The sequence below is a fragment of the Aquirufa sp. A-Brett2-15D genome, from assembly GCF_054558735.1.
In genome coordinates this window covers 987,094-1,004,787 of the sequence record NZ_JBSKFT010000001.1, presented here as the reverse complement: position 1 = coordinate 1,004,787, position 17,694 = coordinate 987,094, and the positions used below count along the sequence as shown (strand labels likewise).

Here is a 17,694-nt window from a genome sequence, read left to right as displayed (position 1 = left end):
TTCCTAAATTTTGTTTCAACAAATGAAAAAAACTAACAACTATCTTTTAGCGCTATTATTAGCCGCTAATTTTATCCCGATGAGCGCGATCGCTCAGGGAGATCCAGTTCCTTACGCGCTGTCCATCAGAGCGGATGATCTGAAAAAACACTTGACTTTTATTGCTTCTGATAGCTTGAAAGGTCGTAATACAGGTTCGGCTGAACAAAAAGTGGCCGCGAACTATATTGCAGACTCCTTTAAGAAGTCAGGTATTGCGCCGGTAAATGGGTCTTATTTTCAAAAAGTGGACCTAGTAAATCGTGCCTGGTCGAATGTTTTTATTTCTGCCAAAGGAAAAAAATACGAATACCTGCGCGAAATGATGGCGAGTGCTTTAGCGCCAGTCGCAGCTAATTCTAAGTTCCCAGTCGTATTTGCCGGATTCGGAGTGCAACAAGGAGCTTATACGGATTTTGACAAATTAAATGCAAAAGGCAAATACGTTTTAGCTTTCGAAGGCGAAGCGAAAGATGCAGCGGGTCTTTATGTACTTTCTGGATCAAAAAACCCATCTGTTTTTGGTAAAGGCGATGGCTGGAAAGAAAAATTAAAGCGTTCACAAGCTGCTGGAGCAAAAGGTTTAATCTTGATCGCGGATCGGGATACGAAATCTTTTGGCAATCAAGTTCGTCAACGTCAAGTGATGATGCAACGTTTCGGGAACGAGCGTATGGCCTTCGCTGACGCAGAATCAGCCGCAAATGAAGCACCCGTTTTACTGATTTCATCTGAAGCTGCTGCTGAACTGTTGGGGACAACGGAAGCGGAATTGCTGGCTTACAAAGCATCTTTAGCAATAGAAAAAAAATCTATTGCCTCTAAATTCAAAGTAGCGGCTATCGAAGTAACGATCGAAAGAACAGAGAAGCCAGTCGATACGTATAACGTCGTAGGTTACCTAGAAGGAACGGACAAGAAAGAGGAATTGCTTGTTTTAACAGCGCACTACGATCACATCGGGGTTTCTGCTGACGGCCAAATCAATAATGGCGCAAACGACGATGGTTCTGGAACCGTGACGGTGATGGAATTAGCGGAGGCTTTTGGTAAAGCAGCAGCAGAAGGAAAACGTCCACGTCGTAGTATCTTATTTATGACGGTAACGGGTGAAGAGAAAGGACTTTTAGGTTCTGAGTGGTACGCAAATCACCCTTTATTCCCTTTGAAAAATACTGTTGTGGATTTAAACACGGATATGACGGGTCGTTATGATGACGAGCACAAAGGCAAGCCGGATTATATTTATGAGATCGGTTCAGATAAATTATCGTCTCAATTACGCGAGATATTAATCGATCAAAACAAGAAGCACGTAGGTCTAGAACTAGATTTCCGTTTTAATGATCCGAACGATCCGAACCGTTTCTACTACCGTTCAGATCATTATAACTTCGCGAAATTCGGCATTCCAGTAGCTTTCTTCTTTAACGGAGTGCACGACGATTACCACATGCCAGGTGATGAGGTAGATAAGATTGAGTTTGACCAAATCCAAAAAGTAGGCCGTCTCGTGTTTTATATGGCGTGGGAGATTGCTAATAGAGAGCAAAGATTGGTGGTGGATTCGAACAAGCCATAAATTTGCGAAGCGATTTTTAAAGCACAAAGCATAAAGCACAAAGCATAAAGTTTGAATAAAAAATGGGACCGAGGTCCCATTTTTTATGTATTCAGAAATGTTTCATAAATGTATCCCCGAAGGGGATTCCAACTTTATTCTTTATGCTTTATGCTCTATTCTTTAATCCTATCGTTTATTCTTTGTGCTTTATGCTCTATTCTTTAACCCCTCCAGTTTTTCTCTAAACGCAACCGCGCGCATTTTCGCTTCCTGAATAAACTCATTATCCTTCACGTCGCCGATCACCGCATCCATTTCCTCTGCATTGCCAAACATGGCTAATCGATAAGGATCTTGGTAGTCTTTTGAGCGAGATTTTTCGATGCCAGCCGTTAAGAATTCCGAAGTGCTTATAGCGTGATCGATCCAGGCTGGGATATTTTCGAAAGCGTTTGGATTAATTTGTAAAAGGCCATTCAAAGCATTTTCGAATTTTTGGTCTGGGTAAAGTGCAGCCTGTTTTTCGTAGAAATTATGTACTTGTTTCCAGCGCGTGATTTTGCCTGTTTTGACATCATTCTTCATTTCTTGAATGACGCCAGATGGGATCAATTGTCCGCCTAAATTTTCCCATAGCTGAATCGCCGTGGCATTCTTCAAGGTGGCTTGTAAAAGTGCTGAAGGGGTTTGCGATGGATGGCGCTCGGAGGTGGCTAACCATTCTTTGGCCGCATGATAATACAATAGATCATGGAAAATTTGATAGGCCTTATGTGCTTTTGCGATGCGCGATCTGCGTTTCGTATTCTCGATGCCGGTTGCGTAAATCGCTAATGGATTAGAAGCGTTCGCTGGGTCAGATAACCAGGCTTTGCCGTCTGCGCCGCCTAAGGATTCAGAAACCCATTTTTCTAAGAGTTTAATGGCTTGCAAGATTTCGGAAACGGTATCAGGCGCTAAGAAATCAAATTCGAGCAACATGTCTTTGTCGGTTCTTTGGTCCCTTGCGGCGAATTTCCAGGCGTTGCGTGCCAGGGCATACATGTTATACTGGAACCAGTAGCCTGCGATGATTAATAATCCGCCTTCGGTGTCGTCGTTTCCGATGAGGGAGAAGGGGAGGGGATTTTGGATTTCGCCGGGGTAATTTCCTTTCGAAATCAGGTTGAAGGAGGCGAATTTCGAATTGTGTTTTAGGGCGACGGATAAGCCGGGCCAAAATCCACGTCCCGCCTGCAATTCCCCATCCGCTCCACGCGAATTGTGATTAGATCCGAGGGTGGCTCCGGCGGCCATATTGCTTTGGCCTTTCACGATCGCCGCGCACAAGAAGGAGTTATTGTGGTGTTGTTCGTGAGCCGGGAAAATCAACGCATTTAATACCTCACAGCAGGAAATAGTCGAATTACTACCTAAGAAGGAGTTGATCAAGCGCGCGCCATATTTCAACTGAGAATGGGCTGCCAAAATAAAACGAACGGCCTTCACGCCGTAGAAAATGCGGCAACCTTCGTGTATGATTCCGTTCACAATTTCGCAGCCTTCGCCTATTTGGGTGGAGGCTTCGGCGTTCGAGATGATCGTTAAGTTCTTTAATTTGTTTGCGCCCTTGATATAGGTGTCGGTGCCCATATTGACGTCTTTGATGATGCCTGTGTTTTTGATGACGGTGCGATCGCCGATTTGGCCGTAGAATCCTCTTTTAGAGGAGAATTCCTGAATGGTCATCTCTTTGTATTTTGCTTGCAATAAAAGATCATCGCGGTCCTGGGTCCACAAGAAAGCATCGGCTGGCTTCATTCCCACGAAAGGAATTACCTTCCGGCCGCCGTTTTCGTTGCCTAATTCCAGCCAAATTCGGATACGCTCTTCCTCGCCTTTCTTCACGATTCCATTTCCAAATTTCGCCGTCGAAGTCGTCGCTAATTCGTTCACTTGGAGGATCATTACTTCGTTCCCGATTTGGTAATGAGATAATAAATTCACGCGATCGATCGCCACATTATCGCCAAAATCGCAGGAAATCAAAGTGCTATTATACAGACCCACCGGCATACGCAGGTTTTTGAATTCTAAATAACAACTCTCTAAAACACCGATTCGATTAATGCCAAAAAAGCGGCAATTCTTCACTAAGTAGGGATTGAAGCCCTCTTTTACCCACACATCTTTCCAATTCTCCGCCTCGTTCAGGTTTGCCTCGAGGATACTTATTTCTCGTGGAGCCAGTGCGCGGAATGCAGCTAGGTCGATGGTGGAGTTGCGGTGGTCGAATTCGCTTTGGCCTTCTTCTAAGAATGCAGGCGTTACGAAGTCGAAACCGAGTTTCGAAAGGGGTTTTTTATCAATTCTATTCATAATTCAAAAAATCAGATCATATTTCATAAAATTCTAGCGGCAAATCATCCGGGTCCGCAATAAACGTAAATCGCTTCCCTGTGAACTCATCGATGCGAATGTGCTCCGACTCGATGCCCTTTTTTTTCAATTCCTGCACTGTAAAATCCAGGTTATTTACTTGAAATGCCAAATGCCGTAATCCACTACTTTCAGGTCGAGATAGACGCGCAGGCGGCTTAGGGAAGGAGAATAATTCAATTACGTAGTGGTCGTTTAAAGCTAAATCCAATTTGTACGAATCGCGCTCCGCTCGGTACACTTCGCGGATGATTTCAAGCCCTAAATCCTGTGTATAAAAGGCTTTAGAACGCGCATAATCCGAGCAGATAATGGCGATATGGTGGACGGAATGTAGGCCTAAAATGTTCATTTATTTAATGGATACGGCGATTTTAGAGTCCGCGGTTCCGTAATATAGGAACCACTTTCCTTTAAAAGGGACTAGGCCCTCCACGAAACAAACCTCGTTTACTTCGCCGATTTTTTCATAAGGTTTATCTGGCCAAATAAAGGGCGTCGACGTTCGCGCTAACACTTTGTAGGGTAGACGTGCATCAAATAAAACCTGACCCGCGGCGTAGGTGAATTTGGGGAAGCGTGCCTCGTTAAAATTCGCTGCGTTCGAGCTATTATAAATTAATAAAATTCCTTCTTTTCTAAGTAGGGCATAGGGACCAGGTTCTACTAAACGGCTATCGAAATAACCGGCTCGCGGCTTTAAAACGGATAAACGAACACTTGTTTCTGCATTCTCCAATATATCCCAGTGGCGCAAATCTTTCGACGTAGCTAGGAACAAATCGGTATCGCCGAAATACATATAATAAAGGCCATCAATTTTCGTAGCCACCATTTTAGAGCCGTTTTGAACAGAAACGAGTGCGCCAGATTTTGACCAGGTATTTAGGTATTTTTCAGAGGTAAATAAGGGTCCTATTTTCTCCCAAGTCTGTAAGTCTTTCGAGAAGGCACCACAAAGACGAGCGACTTTGCCATCATAGGAAGTGTACGTTAGGAAATAGCCATCATCTGATGTTTCGACGATGCGAGGATCTTCGATTCCGCCGGGCCATTCGAATCCGCGGAACGGATCATTTGCAGGGAATAAGATGGGTGCTGCTTGTTTTTTGAAATGAATACCATCCGCGCTAGTGGCTAATCCGATGCGGGAAGTGCCTACAGAATCTTGTGCGCGGTACAATAGATGAACGAGGCCGTTAAGAACGAGTGCCGTCGGATTTAAGACATTTTTATTTTCCCAGCCCACAATTTTACCCGTAACAGGATCTAAAAATCGCGCCTCTAGGGAGGGTTTTAGGATGGGATTGAAAGAGTCGGCCTTTTTGAATCCGGACATCTGCCAGTTTTGGGCAGAAGTTGAAAAAGCAAGACATAGTAGTAAGCAGACGAAAAGGCGATTCATTTCTCAAAAATTTAGAAATCTAAATTACGAAAAAAGAACGAAAGCCATCGGTAATATAGTACAAGAAAAAGAATCTATTCCTTGAAAATGCGATCCTCTATTCCTTGGTTAATGACGTAGTTCGTCAGAAATAGATGAATTTGGCCTGTTTTGCGTGTATTCACCGGAGCGATAGCGGTGCGATTAATGTCGATGACGACGCCTTTAGGGATCTTGAATTTTTTCACATCCACGGTGATATTCATTTCTGACGGTAGGCCAAAGGCTTTTTCAGAGCCATACACATACGTGGAAACGACGGTGCCATTACTGCGGGACGTAATTTGTGACTTGAGGATTAAATCGAGCGTGGGGTCTACCCAGATTTTGGCCAAAACAATCTCCCCCGAATCATCCGTGGGAAGGAGAGTAATGGATTCCGTTTTTTTGCCATCTATTATCTCGTTACCTGTAAGCAAGGCATTATAAGCAGATTTATTGCGCAGAAGGGCGGTTAAGTCGGTGAAACCTTTTTTAGGTAAAATAGCAATCCCCTTCGTAATCATGCGGAATTTCTCCGGTTGCTTAAAATAGATCGTCGCCTTCGCCGGCATAATTTTAATCAGCGGAATATCGGATTTTATCTGCGCCTCGACCCGGTAATCGCGCACCTTATTCATGCGCGCTAAAACCTGCGCCACCGTCTTATTCGCATCTTGTGCAAACACCGAAAAAGAAAGGAATAGTAAAATTACGCGAATCATGATTGGATATCTTTGTGGTGGAATGTATACAGCGAAACGGAAATTAAGACTACATTATGTGCCACTAAAACCGCAATCGATCGCCAAATCATAGCAAGAGGCAAGGGATCTTCGAAGAAAGAACGCCAGGCAGCCATGTGTGTTGTAAATAAATAGGGTTTAATCGGGTCGAAAACACGCACATCCAAGGTTCCTATGATGGTGAACAATAAGATGATTGACATCGTCGCCACGATAGGGCCGATGGAATTATCGGTGAAACAAGACAAGCAAATCGACAAAGAACTCACGGTGAAAAGCGCTAAAAAAGCCACCGCAAATCCACCCAAATACCGCCAATTCACATCTGCTTCCTGCAAAATCACTAATCCATCTGAATTTAGGACCATCATGTCCCCTGTCCCGAAAAGCAATTTGCCCACGACCACAGACATCACGCCCATCCACAAAATAACGACCAGGGTATAAATGCCCCCTGCAATGAATTTCGATAATAATAATTGAATCCGAGAAATGGGCTTAGTGGCTAGCATGCGAATCGTTCCCATGGCAGCTTCACCTGAAACCAAATCGCCGGTAACGAGGGCGACGAGCAAAGGAATTTGGATTAATAACATCTGCAAAATGATGAAAGCGACCAGATTGCCATTTAGAACATTGCCCTCAAAGCTCAAAGTCTGTTCGAACGAGGAGGTCACAAAGGAGATAATGGACATGCCATCTGCCTTTAATGCGAATTGAATCACGCCCACTAAAACGGTGATCGCGGCGAGACCTAAATAGGACCGCGGTTTCAGCGCAATCTTGATAATTTCGTTATATAAGCTGTTTAATAGGATCATTGGTTGATGATTTTAATGAAATAATCCTCTAGCGTACGTTTCGCTTCTAGGGAAAAAATCTCGATATTATTTTCCACTAATACTTTAGTCAGCAAAGGAATTTCGGATTTTTCGATGGGAAATTGCAAGGCAGAATCCCCCACATTTTCCCATGAAAGATCGGGTTTCCAGGCTAGCAACACATTTTTTACAGCCGGAATGGGACTCGCTTCCAGGCGCAGAATCAGGTTTTCCCCATTCATCAATTCACTCACCTTTCCTTCCACCATCGACCGCCCCTTATTGATGATCACCATTCGATTACAGATCAGTTCGATTTCTGCTAAATTATGAGATGACAACAGTACCGTTTTGTTTTGTTCGTTCTTCAATCGCAAGATCAAGTTCCGAATATCAATTATTCCTTGTGGATCTAAACCCGTTGTGGGTTCATCCAAGATAATCAGGTCGGGGTTGTGTAAAAGTGTTTGGGCGATGCCTAAACGCTGCTTCATCCCGTGAGAAAAACCTGCAAATTTATCTTTCTCGCGTCCGCCTAAGCCGACGAAGTCTAACATTTTATAGATTTCTTGCTTAGAAGAGGGCTTCCCGGAGATGCGGGAGAAGATTTCTAAATTTCGGTAGGCCGATAAATATTTATAGAAGTCAGGTTTTTCGATGATGCTCCCTATGCGGCCTAAAATAGATTCGCGGTGTGTAGTTATGGATTCGCCAAAAATCTCAATCGTACCACTATCCGGTTTTATTAAGGAATTTAAGCAGCGAATGCTGGTACTTTTCCCTGCACCATTAGGCCCTAAAAAGCCAAAAACATCCCCTTTGTAAACAGAAAAACTGACATCATGAATGGCTTGGAAAGATCCAAATTTCTTGGATAAGTGACGAACAGATATAATTTTCTCAGGCATACTTTTTAAACACACAAAGCGTAAAAATAGTTTATTTTTTAATTAAACTGTGTGAGGCTTATAGCGAATTCGCGTAATTCTAAAATGTCCATTAGGTTATCATTAAATAATTTTATAATTAAATAAAGAAAAAATTATAAAAACTTATAATTGTGAATTAATTTCTTTCTTATATTGGCATCGTTAATTTTTGTTAAATACGTATTCATTTACAAAGAATCAACAATCACTTAAAACCTTTTATTTTTATGAAAAACAATTTCTACGTAAGCAGAGTGGTCTTTCTACTCGCCATGATGCTCACCCTATCGTGGGTGGCATTAGGCCAAGACCAAAAAGTTACTGGAACAGTCTCAGACGCCAAAGGCGGTGGAATTCCAGGAGTTTCTGTAGTGATTAAAGGTACCACTTCTGGTACTACTACAGATGGAAATGGAGCTTTCTCCATTAGTGTAAAAAGTGGCAATGCCGAATTAGTCGTTACTTCGGTAGGGTATGTTTCTAAAACCGTCGCGGTCGGAAATCGCTCATCTATCGCCATTTCACTTGATGAAGATGTAAGTCAATTGAACGAAGTAATTGTAACTGGTTACGCGTCTCAACGTAAAAAAGACATTACGGGAGCGGTAGCGGTAGTAAGTGCGAAAGAACTTACTGCAGTGCCAGCTGCATCCTTAACACAAATGTTACAAGGACGTGCATCAGGTGTAACGGTAGGTAATGATAACTCACCAGGTGGTGGAACGATGGTTCGTGTCCGTGGTTTTGGATCTACGAATAATAACTCACCCTTATACGTTATTGATGGAGTGCCTACACAAGGTACACTAAACCAAATCAACCCAAATGATATAGAGTCTATGCAGGTATTGAAAGATGCGTCTGCGGCTTCTATCTATGGTGCGCGTGCTGCGAATGGTGTTGTGATCATTACTACGAAGCGTGGTGGTGAAGGCGAACCTAAGATCAGTTTTGACATGTATACAGGAACTCAACAATTAGGTAAAACGTTGGATTTATTGAATACGAAAGAATTAGGTCAATATTACTATGAGTCTCAAATAGGTGCTGGAAGACCTGCGGGAACTTCTCCTTCAGCTCAATACCGTTTTTCACCAGATGGAACTCAGACCATTGCAGATTATATTTATCCTAACGTATACGGTGCTTTACCAGCTAACTTTACCTATACAAATGATATAGCAGATCCTAAATTAGGTGTTACAGCTTTTAACATTACTAAGGCTAACAAAGCAGGTACAGATTGGCAGCGGGAGATTTTTGGTCCAGCTAAAATATCCAACTATCAAATAGGGGCTACAGGTGGATCGAAAAATGGTAAATATGCCATTTCTGGTAGTTACTTTGACCAAGAAGGTATTTTAAGATATACAGGTTATAAGCGTTATTCTGTACGTGCAAATACAGAATTTAAAAAGGGTGCTATCACATTTGGTGAGAACTTTACGGTATCATATGATGAGCGTCAAGGTGTTCCATCAGGTAATAACAGTGAATCAAATCCTATCATGTTTGCGATTCGTATTCAACCTATCATCCCTGTATTTGATATAACTGGGGGTCCAGCAGAATTAGGTGGAACGAATACTTCATTCTTAAATGGTTTTGCAGGTTCACGTGGTTCGAACTTAGGTAATGCACCTAACCCGTTAGCACGTCAGTACAGAGAGCGCGATAACCCAGTGAAAGCAACGCACATCTTCGGTAACGTATTCGGAGAGGTTGAAATCATCAAAGATTTAAAGGCGCGTACTAGCCTTGGTTTTGAATACAATAACTTCAACCAATCTTCTTTTTTCAATCGTGATATCGAAGCTGCAGAAGCACGAAACACGAACAGTTTAACGGTTAGCAATAGTTATGATCGTGCCATCACTTGGTACAATACATTAAATTATACGAAAACGTTAGGAGATCATAATTTCAATTTGTTAGTAGGTACGGAATCTGTATCGACTTATGGGTTTAGTTTTGGAGCGCAGCGAAGTAGTTTCGCTTTTGATGATTTGTCGTATCGTTATTTAAATAATGGTTCTGCGGCAGGTCTTACGAACGCAGGTTCAGGAGCAACTATTACTGCTTTATTTTCTCAATTTGGGAAATTTAATTATTCCTACAAAGAATTCTTATTAGCAGACTTTACCTTGCGTAGAGATGGATCGTCTCGTTTCTCTCCAGCCTATCGCTATGGAGTTTTCCCTGCATTCTCAGTAGGTGCTCGTCTTTCGGAATTGGCTTTCATGAAGGATTTGACTTTCGTGAACGATTTAAAAGTCCGTGGAGGCTGGGGTAAAACAGGTAATCAATTAATACCAAACGTTTACAATGCCTATACCTTGTTCACTCCAGATCCGAATAACAACGCCTATGACATAGGTGGAGCGGGTAATGCGATTTCATCTGGTTTTGATATTGCGCAATTTGGTAATTCTAATGGTCGTTGGGAAACTAATACGTCTACTAACATCGGTTTAGATGCCACTTTGATGAATAGCAAATTAGATATTGCTTTCGATTGGTATACACGTACGACTTCCGACATGTTAACACAAGTGCCTATTCCAAGATCATCTGGAACAGCAGGTATTCCTTATGTGAACATTGGTGAAGTAAATAATACGGGTATTGACTTAAATGTAACCTACAGAGATCAAATAGGTGATTTTAGATACACAATTTCAGGACAAATTTCCCAGTATAAAAACAATGTGGTGAAGTTGAATGATGATCCATTGGCGCAGATCTTTGGATTCTCAACGCGTCTACCTGCTATTTCGCTTACTAAAGCGGGATTACCGATTGCTAGTTTCTTCGGTTATGTAGTGGAAGGAGTTCTTAAAGATGATGCAGCAGCTGCAGCAGCGGTACAAATTCCAGGTTATACCCGTGCAGGTGTGTTCAAATTCAAGGATGTGAATGGAGACGGTAAAATTAATGCTTCCGACAGAACCATTATTGGTAATCCTCACCCAGACTTTACTTACGGTTTGAATGTTAATTTAGGATACAAGAATTGGGATTTAACGGTTTTTGCTCAAGGTGTTCAAGGAAACGAATTGTTTAACTACTTGAAATACTGGACTGACTTCAATACGTTCCAAGGTAACCGTTCTAAAGACATGTTGTATAACTCTTGGAAAGCACAAGGGGATGTGGCAATGTTGCCTCGCTTGAATGCAAATGATACGTTTAGCCAGCAAATTTCAACCTATTTTGTGGAAGACGGTTCATACATGCGTTTGAAGAATATTCAATTAACCTATACGGTACCTACAACGGTGTTAAAGAAAATCAGATTAAGTTCGATGCAGATTTATGTTCAAGGGCAAAACTTATTGACTTTAACTGGGTACAAAGGTTTAGATCCTGATATCAATATCAGAAACTCAGGAGCTGATAATCAAGATATCCACATGGGTATTGATGAAGGTGCATTCCCTGTTTCTAAATCGTATAACGTAGGTTTAAGAGTAGGATTTTAATTTAATTTAATTTGAAATAAATCAGAAAAAAAATGAAAAAGTTAATCATATTCGCATTATTTGCGACAGTAGGAATAAACTTTTCCTGTTCAGAGTCTTTTCTTCAGGTAGAACCTCAAGGAGCAGCCTCCCTATCATCTCTAGCTAACAAAAACGGAGTAAATGCCTTATTAATAGGTGCATATTCTTTAATGGATGGAGTAGGTGCAGGAAATACAGGACGTCAATCAACCATTTCAAACTATGTGTTTGGTGGTATTACATCCGGTGATGCAGTGAAAGGTACAGATGCTGGTGATCAACCAGAGCAAAGTTTTATTGAGCAATTCACGTGGTTTGCAGAGAACACGTATTTCAATGGAAAATGGCAACATACGTATGATGGCGTAGCTCGTGCGAACGAGGCTATCTTACTTGCTAAAAGCCCTGATGTGAAGGACATGACAGACGCGGAGAAAACGCAAGTAGTGGCAGAAGCGCGCTTCTTACGTGGTCACTACCATTTCGAAGGGAAGAAAATGTGGAATATGATTCCATATGTTGATGAAAATACCTACAAGCGTGATGATCCGAATTCAACGAAAATAGCCAATGATAAAGACATTTGGCCTAACATTGAAGAAGATTTCAAGTTTGCAGCTGCAAACCTGCCAGCTACTCAATCTCAAAAAGGAAGAGCTACTAAATGGGCTGCTATGGCCTATCTTGCTAAAGCATATATGTTTCAAAAGAAGTATAGCTTAGCTAAGCCATTATTGTTAGATATCTTGCAAAATTCTGGAAAGAAATTAGTGGCAGAATATCATGATAACTACAGAAATACGACTAACAACAATAGTGAGTCTATTTTTGAAGTTCAATTTTCTGTGAACGATGGTTCTACAGGAGGTAATGGTAATGCAGGGGATAACTTAAACTGGCCATATAGTGCAACAGCACCAGGTCGTGGATGTTGTGGATTTTACCAACCATCACAAAATTTAGTGAATGCATTTAAAACTACAGTCGATGGTCTACCACTGATTGGTAAAAATAAAGCGGGTCTTGAGGATACCTATAATGAGGTAGATTTACCGAATGATCAGGGTTTTGCAGCTAATGCAGCTTTTACCTTAAACGTTTCTGCGCCAGTGGATCCAAGATTAGACTGGACGGTAGGACGTCGTGGTGTAAACTTTTTAGATTGGGGAAAAATGCCAGGTTTTTCTTGGATTCGTGACCAAAATTATGCGGGTCCGTATACAGGAAAAAAATGGATGTATTATTTAGCTGACGAAGGAAGTTCGACACACTCCACTAGCCGTCGTTCGGTAAATAACAATTACCGTCTATTAAAGTTATCAATGGTCATTTTATGGTTAGCAGAGATCGAAGCAGAAGCTAATGACTTAGCGAAAGCAGAGATGTATGTAAATATGATTCGCGATCGTGCTAAAGCTAGTAAAGTGCAAGATGCATCTATAAACAATGTCGTTAATCCTTACCCTGCTGGAACCTTTGCAGCAATGGGAAAAGACTATGCATTAAATGCCGTTTACATGGAGAATCGCTTAGAATTTGCGATGGAAGGTCACCGTTTCTTCGACTTAGTACGTTGGGGAATTGCATCTGACTTCTTAAACAAAATGTACATTCCTAAAGAAGGAGCTCCAGGTAAGGATTTAGCAGGAAATACCTATAACAAAAGAAGTTACATGGTAGGTAAATCATTTACCGATAAAAACAGGTACTTCCCTCTTCCGATCGATGAGATTTTAAATTCTCAAAAAGGTGGAGTGGCTACTTTGAAACAAAATGATGGATATTAATATCTAGCATAATTCTTAAAAAGTCAGGGCTGAAAGGTCCTGACTTTTTTGTTAGACCTTTAAATAAGTAATAATTTTAGCTTTAAGGGATATTTATTAACTTGTTGAGCATTAAAATCTTATATCTATTATGAAAACATCAAAATTTTGCTTTTTAGCATTGTCTATTGTCATTTCAGGTTTTATTTTTTCTTCTTGTTCAAGCTCTGTTCCTTTAGCTAAGGTTCAAGATTCTAGAGAAATTAAGTTTCCTTTTTCTGAAAAGGAATTCAAATCAAATAATGAATTTATGCGTATAGTGGCGCATGGGGAGAGTGCTAGTTCGACTATGGCTGAGAAAATTGCGATGCAAAATGCTCAAACAAGTATGGCAAATCGAATTAAAACTGTTGTTCAAGTTGTAACTCGAGAATTCAGTAAGCAATATTCTAAATCAGATGTGAATGAAAGTTACGAATCAATGGACATATCTGTTTCTAATGAGACATTGAGTATGATAAATGTATTAGATAAAAAAATTCTCCTTCAGCCAGGTAATATCTATGATATCTGGGTAGTAGTTGAAATTTCTAAAAAGAGTATTCTTGAGAGTGCAAATAAAGCAATTTCAAGTGGGAAAAAAGCTCAAATAGATGCTGATAGAGATAAATTCCGTGAAATTTTTGAAAGTGAAATGAATAAAATAGATCGATAGAATGAAGCTACTTTTTACAGGTATTTTATTGCTTTCCATGTGTTTTACTGGCTATAGTCAAGATGTTGACTTGCGTGATGAAACGGCAGTAGAAAGAACTATGGCAGACGACAATTATTACGTTCGCTTAATGCTTCCCTTCAGGGAGGCAAAGTCAACTATTGAGGAACTAAAGAGTAAATTAGAAATTGAATTGAAATCCTCTTTGGCAAAAAAAATCATTTCAAAAGTTAAAGTTGAAAATAGGTCAAAGTCTGTTCAACTAAATATTAATGACATGAATGATGCCAAGAATAATAGTTCAAAAGAGGAAATTAATTTTGAATTCAACAGCAACATAGAATCTGATTTGACATTTACAGAAGCGAAAATAATCTATCAACTCGATAATAGAAATAATGTCTTGTTTGGATTGATTTACGTGGATAAAGGAAAGTTTTTAGAACAAAACTTTGGTAAAATCAAGTATGATATCAATAAATTAGTCAGCGAAGTCAGTTCGATAGCCCTAAAAGAGGGTCGATTTTTGCAATTGAAATACAATGAGTTTTATAATACGAGGAATAACATTTATTCTTTAATTGAGGTTCAAAATACCTTAGAGCCAGGTAGAGTTAGTGATGATGTAGAGTTAATCAATAAAGTATTGACATTGGATAATAAATTGACTGATATGCTAGCTATTTTAGAGTCAGGTCAATTTCAAAAAGATTTAATTGAAGCAAAAGATAAGCTGAATAGTAAGAATTTTAAGGGGGCTTTAGCTGATTTTGAAATATTAACCATAAAATATCCAGGAAATGCCACGTTAGTTGTCGAAAGAGAGGCAGCATTAAATGCTATTGCGGATGATTATAAAGATAAGGTAGCTTCGAACGATTACTTATATGCGTTGGAGTCCATTAAGGCCTTGGAGGCTTTGGACAAAAGTTTTGTAGCTAAGTATTTTGAAATAAAGAACGTATTAATAAAAAATGCATTTGAATCTTATTTGACTAAATCAGAGGCTAGTGCATATAGTAAGGATTATAAAGAGGCAAAATATTTAATTAGCAAAATTCGTGATTTCAGGTATTTCGATAGCAATCGATTTGATTTAATCGAAAGACGAATTGATGATAATATCTTTAAAGATAAAGTCCTTGAAATCGATTACAAAATTGCTAATGAGAGTTTTGTTGATGCGTATCAATTGATCTTAACAGTTAAAAAAGAATACCCACTTCGCAATATGAGTGAGGTAAATAGAAAAGAGGAGTTTGTTGTGGATGCGTTGACTGACCTTAAGGTGAGTGAGATTAAATCTCAGCGTCCCATGACCTGGCAATTGCAAATTGGTGGTGGATTAATTTCAAATTTTTACAGTTTGCCCGCCACTGATATTAATAACTATAAAATTGCAACCGCTTCTAGTGTGGGAGAAATAGGTTTATACAGAAAAACGGGAATTAAAAAGGAGGAGGGCCTTGAAGGTAAGCCTACTTACACGGCTAATGCAGTAGGAATTAGATTAGCAGTTTGGTATCCTAATCAAGTTTTTGTTTCAGCTGTCCCTGGTGCTACGCAATATGATGCCGGTTTATACTTTAAGTCGAATGTATATGAGCCTCAAATTTCCTTTTATACACTAAGAATGTTCAATTTGAATTTTGGAAAGATCATAGGTAATATCGTTGATGTTAAATCAAATCAACCTGTAAATGCCCTGAATGACTATTATTCATTCACCTTAGGTATTCGTCCTCGCATAGGTAATGTTATGTTAAATGTGAATGCTAAATTAATTTCTGATATGGCGACTAAAAATTATGTTACGGTACAAGCCACGTTAAATTTAGCGCTTAACTTTAGTAGGAAGTTTAAAGAATCAGAAAGAGCTGAAATAAGGAACACCGTTCAGCAAGTGAAAAATTTATATTAAGTGAATAAGTCAGGGCTAAAAGGTCCTGACTTTTTATATATTTGGCTTATTATTCTCTCCCATATGTTGCGTCCCTTACGCTATATTGCTCCTTATTTCTTGTATGTATTGGCATATCTAGCCTTTACGAAAACCGGGTTCTATTGTTGGATGCCCTTAGGGTATTTATTTTTCTTGATTCCCCTTGTCGAATTATTGATTAAACCCGACGACAAAAACCTTTCGGAAGCGGAGGAAGCTGAGGCTAAGTCGAATCCGATTTTTGATTATGTTTTGTGGTTAACGGTGCCACTTCAATTAGGCGCGCTGTATTTATTTTTAATCAGTACAGATTTTTCTGCGCCTTTTATGGATACAGTCGGGCGCGTGGTGGCGATGGGTTTGATATGTGGGACTTTTGGGATTAATGCGGCGCATGAATTAGGACATCGCGTTAATAAGTTTGAGCAGTTTCTTGCCAAAGTTTTATTACTTACCAGCCTCTACCTGCATTTCTTCATCGAGCATAATAAAGGGCATCACAAGCATGTGGCGACGCCAGAAGATCCGAGTTCAGCCTTCTATAAGCAGAACCTGTATGCTTTCTGGATTCAGACCTTTGTAGGGACCCAAAAGAAGGCTTGGCAGATTGCAATCGCAGAATCGAAACACAGGATATTTAACGAAATGGCCTTATTTCAGCTGATTCAATTCTCACTCATAGGAGCGGTGTATTATTTCTTCGGGGGCTTTGTTCTAGGGTGCTTTTTAGTCGCTGCTTTTATAGGCGCGGCCTTATTAGAAACCGTGAATTATATCGAGCATTATGGGCTGCAGCGAGATTTCGCGAAAACGGCCTCTAAGGCGATGTACGAACGAGTGAAGCCAGCACACAGCTGGAATAGTAATCACGCCATAGGGCGATTAATGCTTTTTGAATTAAGCAGGCACAGTGATCACCATTATTTAGCCTCGCGTAAATACCAAATCCTCCGTCACATGGAGGAGGCACCTCAGATGCCTACGGGTTATCCTGGGATGATTTTGTTAGCCTTGTTTCCACCTGTTTGGTTTAAGGTGATGCATAGGCAGATGGAGAGGTTTGGGATTATTCCACGGTAAGAATTATTATCAATTTACTGGTTTCTAAATTTGGAAACTTTGCATAGCTTTGCTAAGTTTGTAAATGAAAAATAGATGAGGTATTTTGAGACGAGATTTTTAGAGGAGGCGAATCAGTTTTTAGCTAAATTGGATGCCAAATCTGCGAATAAGATAATTTACAATATCGATTTGGCTGAGTTAACGAATGATCCTAAGCTTTTCAAGAAACTTACAGTGGAAATATGGGAACTTCGTACGGTGTTTGCTGGATTGCAATTCAGATTATTTGCGTTTTGGGATAAATCAAACAATAAAGAAACCTTAGTCATTGCAACCCACGGATTTATTAAGAAAACAGATAAAGTCCCTAGGAGCGAAATCAAGCGTGCTGAGAAATTGAGAGAAAAATACTTTCTAGATAAATCCTTCAAATAAAATGGAAACCCAAAAAACAAAAACCTATTCGCTTAGCGAAATGAAGGACAAACATATTGGACCCGTGGGTACATCGGAGCGGGATGAATATGAATATGAGTTGCGTATGGAGGTTTTGGGAAAAATGATCAAAACAACCAGGCGCGAACGAAATTTAACCCAAGAAGAACTAGGTAAATTAGTAGGCGTTCAAAAAGCGCAAATTTCTAAATTAGAAAGTAGCACTAATAGTGCAACGATAGATACCATCTTGAAAGTTTTCACGGCTATGAAAGCAGAGATTAATTTCAATGTGAGGCTGGAAGATAATTTTGTGAAGCTGTAAAAAGCC

Annotated in this window: 14 protein-coding genes; 8 read left to right on the top strand and 6 right to left on the bottom strand. The window is 40.1% G+C overall.

The genetic code is table 11. The features are described 5' to 3' along the window. Positions 1 to 22 precede the first annotated feature (22 nt). Complete coding sequence (locus tag ACST14_RS04465; protein ID WP_459460973.1) at positions 23 to 1,621, top strand: M28 family peptidase; 1,599 nt, start codon at positions 23 to 25, stop codon at positions 1,619 to 1,621. Between the two features lie 189 nt (positions 1,622 to 1,810). On the opposite strand, the gene ACST14_RS04460 is transcribed toward ACST14_RS04465, so the two are convergent. The 6 genes from ACST14_RS04460 to ACST14_RS04435 form a co-directional block, all read right to left on the bottom strand. Next, complete coding sequence (locus ACST14_RS04460) at positions 1,811 to 3,961, bottom strand: DUF4954 family protein (protein WP_459460971.1); 2,151 nt, start codon at positions 3,959 to 3,961, stop codon at positions 1,811 to 1,813. 16 nt (positions 3,962 to 3,977) lie between these two features. Next, positions 3,978 to 4,367, bottom strand: coding sequence for an SMU1112c/YaeR family gloxylase I-like metalloprotein (gene gloA2 / locus ACST14_RS04455; RefSeq protein WP_459461260.1), 390 nt, complete (start codon positions 4,365 to 4,367; stop codon positions 3,978 to 3,980). Between the two features lie 6 nt (positions 4,368 to 4,373). After that, the gene (locus ACST14_RS04450; RefSeq protein ID WP_459460969.1) at positions 4,374 to 5,426 is read right to left on the bottom strand and encodes a glycoside hydrolase family 130 protein; all 1,053 of its coding nucleotides are present in this window, start codon (positions 5,424 to 5,426) and stop codon (positions 4,374 to 4,376) included. Between the two features lie 74 nt (positions 5,427 to 5,500). Next, positions 5,501 to 6,169: a LolA family protein gene (locus ACST14_RS04445; RefSeq protein ID WP_459460967.1), complete on the bottom strand. Its 669-nt coding sequence runs from the start codon at positions 6,167 to 6,169 to the stop codon at positions 5,501 to 5,503. After that, entirely contained in the window at positions 6,166 to 7,011 is an 846-nt protein-coding gene (locus ACST14_RS04440) for an ABC transporter permease (RefSeq protein WP_459460965.1), read from the bottom strand. Before ACST14_RS04440 ends, ACST14_RS04445 begins: the two co-directional genes overlap by 4 nt. Beyond that, positions 7,008 to 7,919 carry an ABC transporter ATP-binding protein gene (locus ACST14_RS04435; RefSeq protein ID WP_459460963.1) on the bottom strand — a complete coding sequence of 304 codons (912 nt, stop codon included), beginning with the start codon at positions 7,917 to 7,919 and terminating at the stop codon, positions 7,008 to 7,010. Before ACST14_RS04435 ends, ACST14_RS04440 begins: the two co-directional genes overlap by 4 nt. A gap of 248 nt (positions 7,920 to 8,167) precedes the next feature. On the opposite strand from ACST14_RS04435, the gene ACST14_RS04430 reads away from it, so the two are divergent. The 7 genes from ACST14_RS04430 (at position 8,168) to ACST14_RS04400 (ending at position 17,688) form a co-directional block, all read left to right on the top strand. Further along, complete coding sequence (locus ACST14_RS04430; RefSeq protein ID WP_459460961.1) at positions 8,168 to 11,422, top strand: SusC/RagA family TonB-linked outer membrane protein; 3,255 nt, start codon at positions 8,168 to 8,170, stop codon at positions 11,420 to 11,422. Between the two features lie 32 nt (positions 11,423 to 11,454). Then, on the top strand, positions 11,455 to 13,230 hold the full coding sequence (locus ACST14_RS04425; protein WP_459460959.1) for a RagB/SusD family nutrient uptake outer membrane protein: 1,776 nt from the start codon (positions 11,455 to 11,457) through the stop codon (positions 13,228 to 13,230). Between the two features lie 130 nt (positions 13,231 to 13,360). Beyond that, positions 13,361 to 13,924 (top strand): hypothetical protein, encoded by a 564-nt coding sequence (locus ACST14_RS04420; RefSeq protein WP_459460957.1) that lies wholly within the window; start codon positions 13,361 to 13,363, stop codon positions 13,922 to 13,924. A 1-nt stretch (position 13,925) separates the two neighbouring features. Further along, positions 13,926 to 15,845: a hypothetical protein gene (locus ACST14_RS04415; RefSeq protein WP_459460955.1), complete on the top strand. Its 1,920-nt coding sequence runs from the start codon at positions 13,926 to 13,928 to the stop codon at positions 15,843 to 15,845. 63 nt (positions 15,846 to 15,908) lie between these two features. Beyond that, positions 15,909 to 16,946 carry an alkane 1-monooxygenase gene (locus tag ACST14_RS04410; RefSeq protein WP_459460954.1) on the top strand — a complete coding sequence of 346 codons (1,038 nt, stop codon included), beginning with the start codon at positions 15,909 to 15,911 and terminating at the stop codon, positions 16,944 to 16,946. Between the two features lie 75 nt (positions 16,947 to 17,021). Next, complete coding sequence (locus tag ACST14_RS04405) at positions 17,022 to 17,363, top strand: type II toxin-antitoxin system RelE/ParE family toxin (protein WP_459460952.1); 342 nt, start codon at positions 17,022 to 17,024, stop codon at positions 17,361 to 17,363. 1 nt (position 17,364) lies between these two features. Next, positions 17,365 to 17,688 carry a helix-turn-helix domain-containing protein gene (locus ACST14_RS04400; protein WP_459460950.1) on the top strand — a complete coding sequence of 108 codons (324 nt, stop codon included), beginning with the start codon at positions 17,365 to 17,367 and terminating at the stop codon, positions 17,686 to 17,688. Positions 17,689 to 17,694 lie beyond the last annotated feature (6 nt).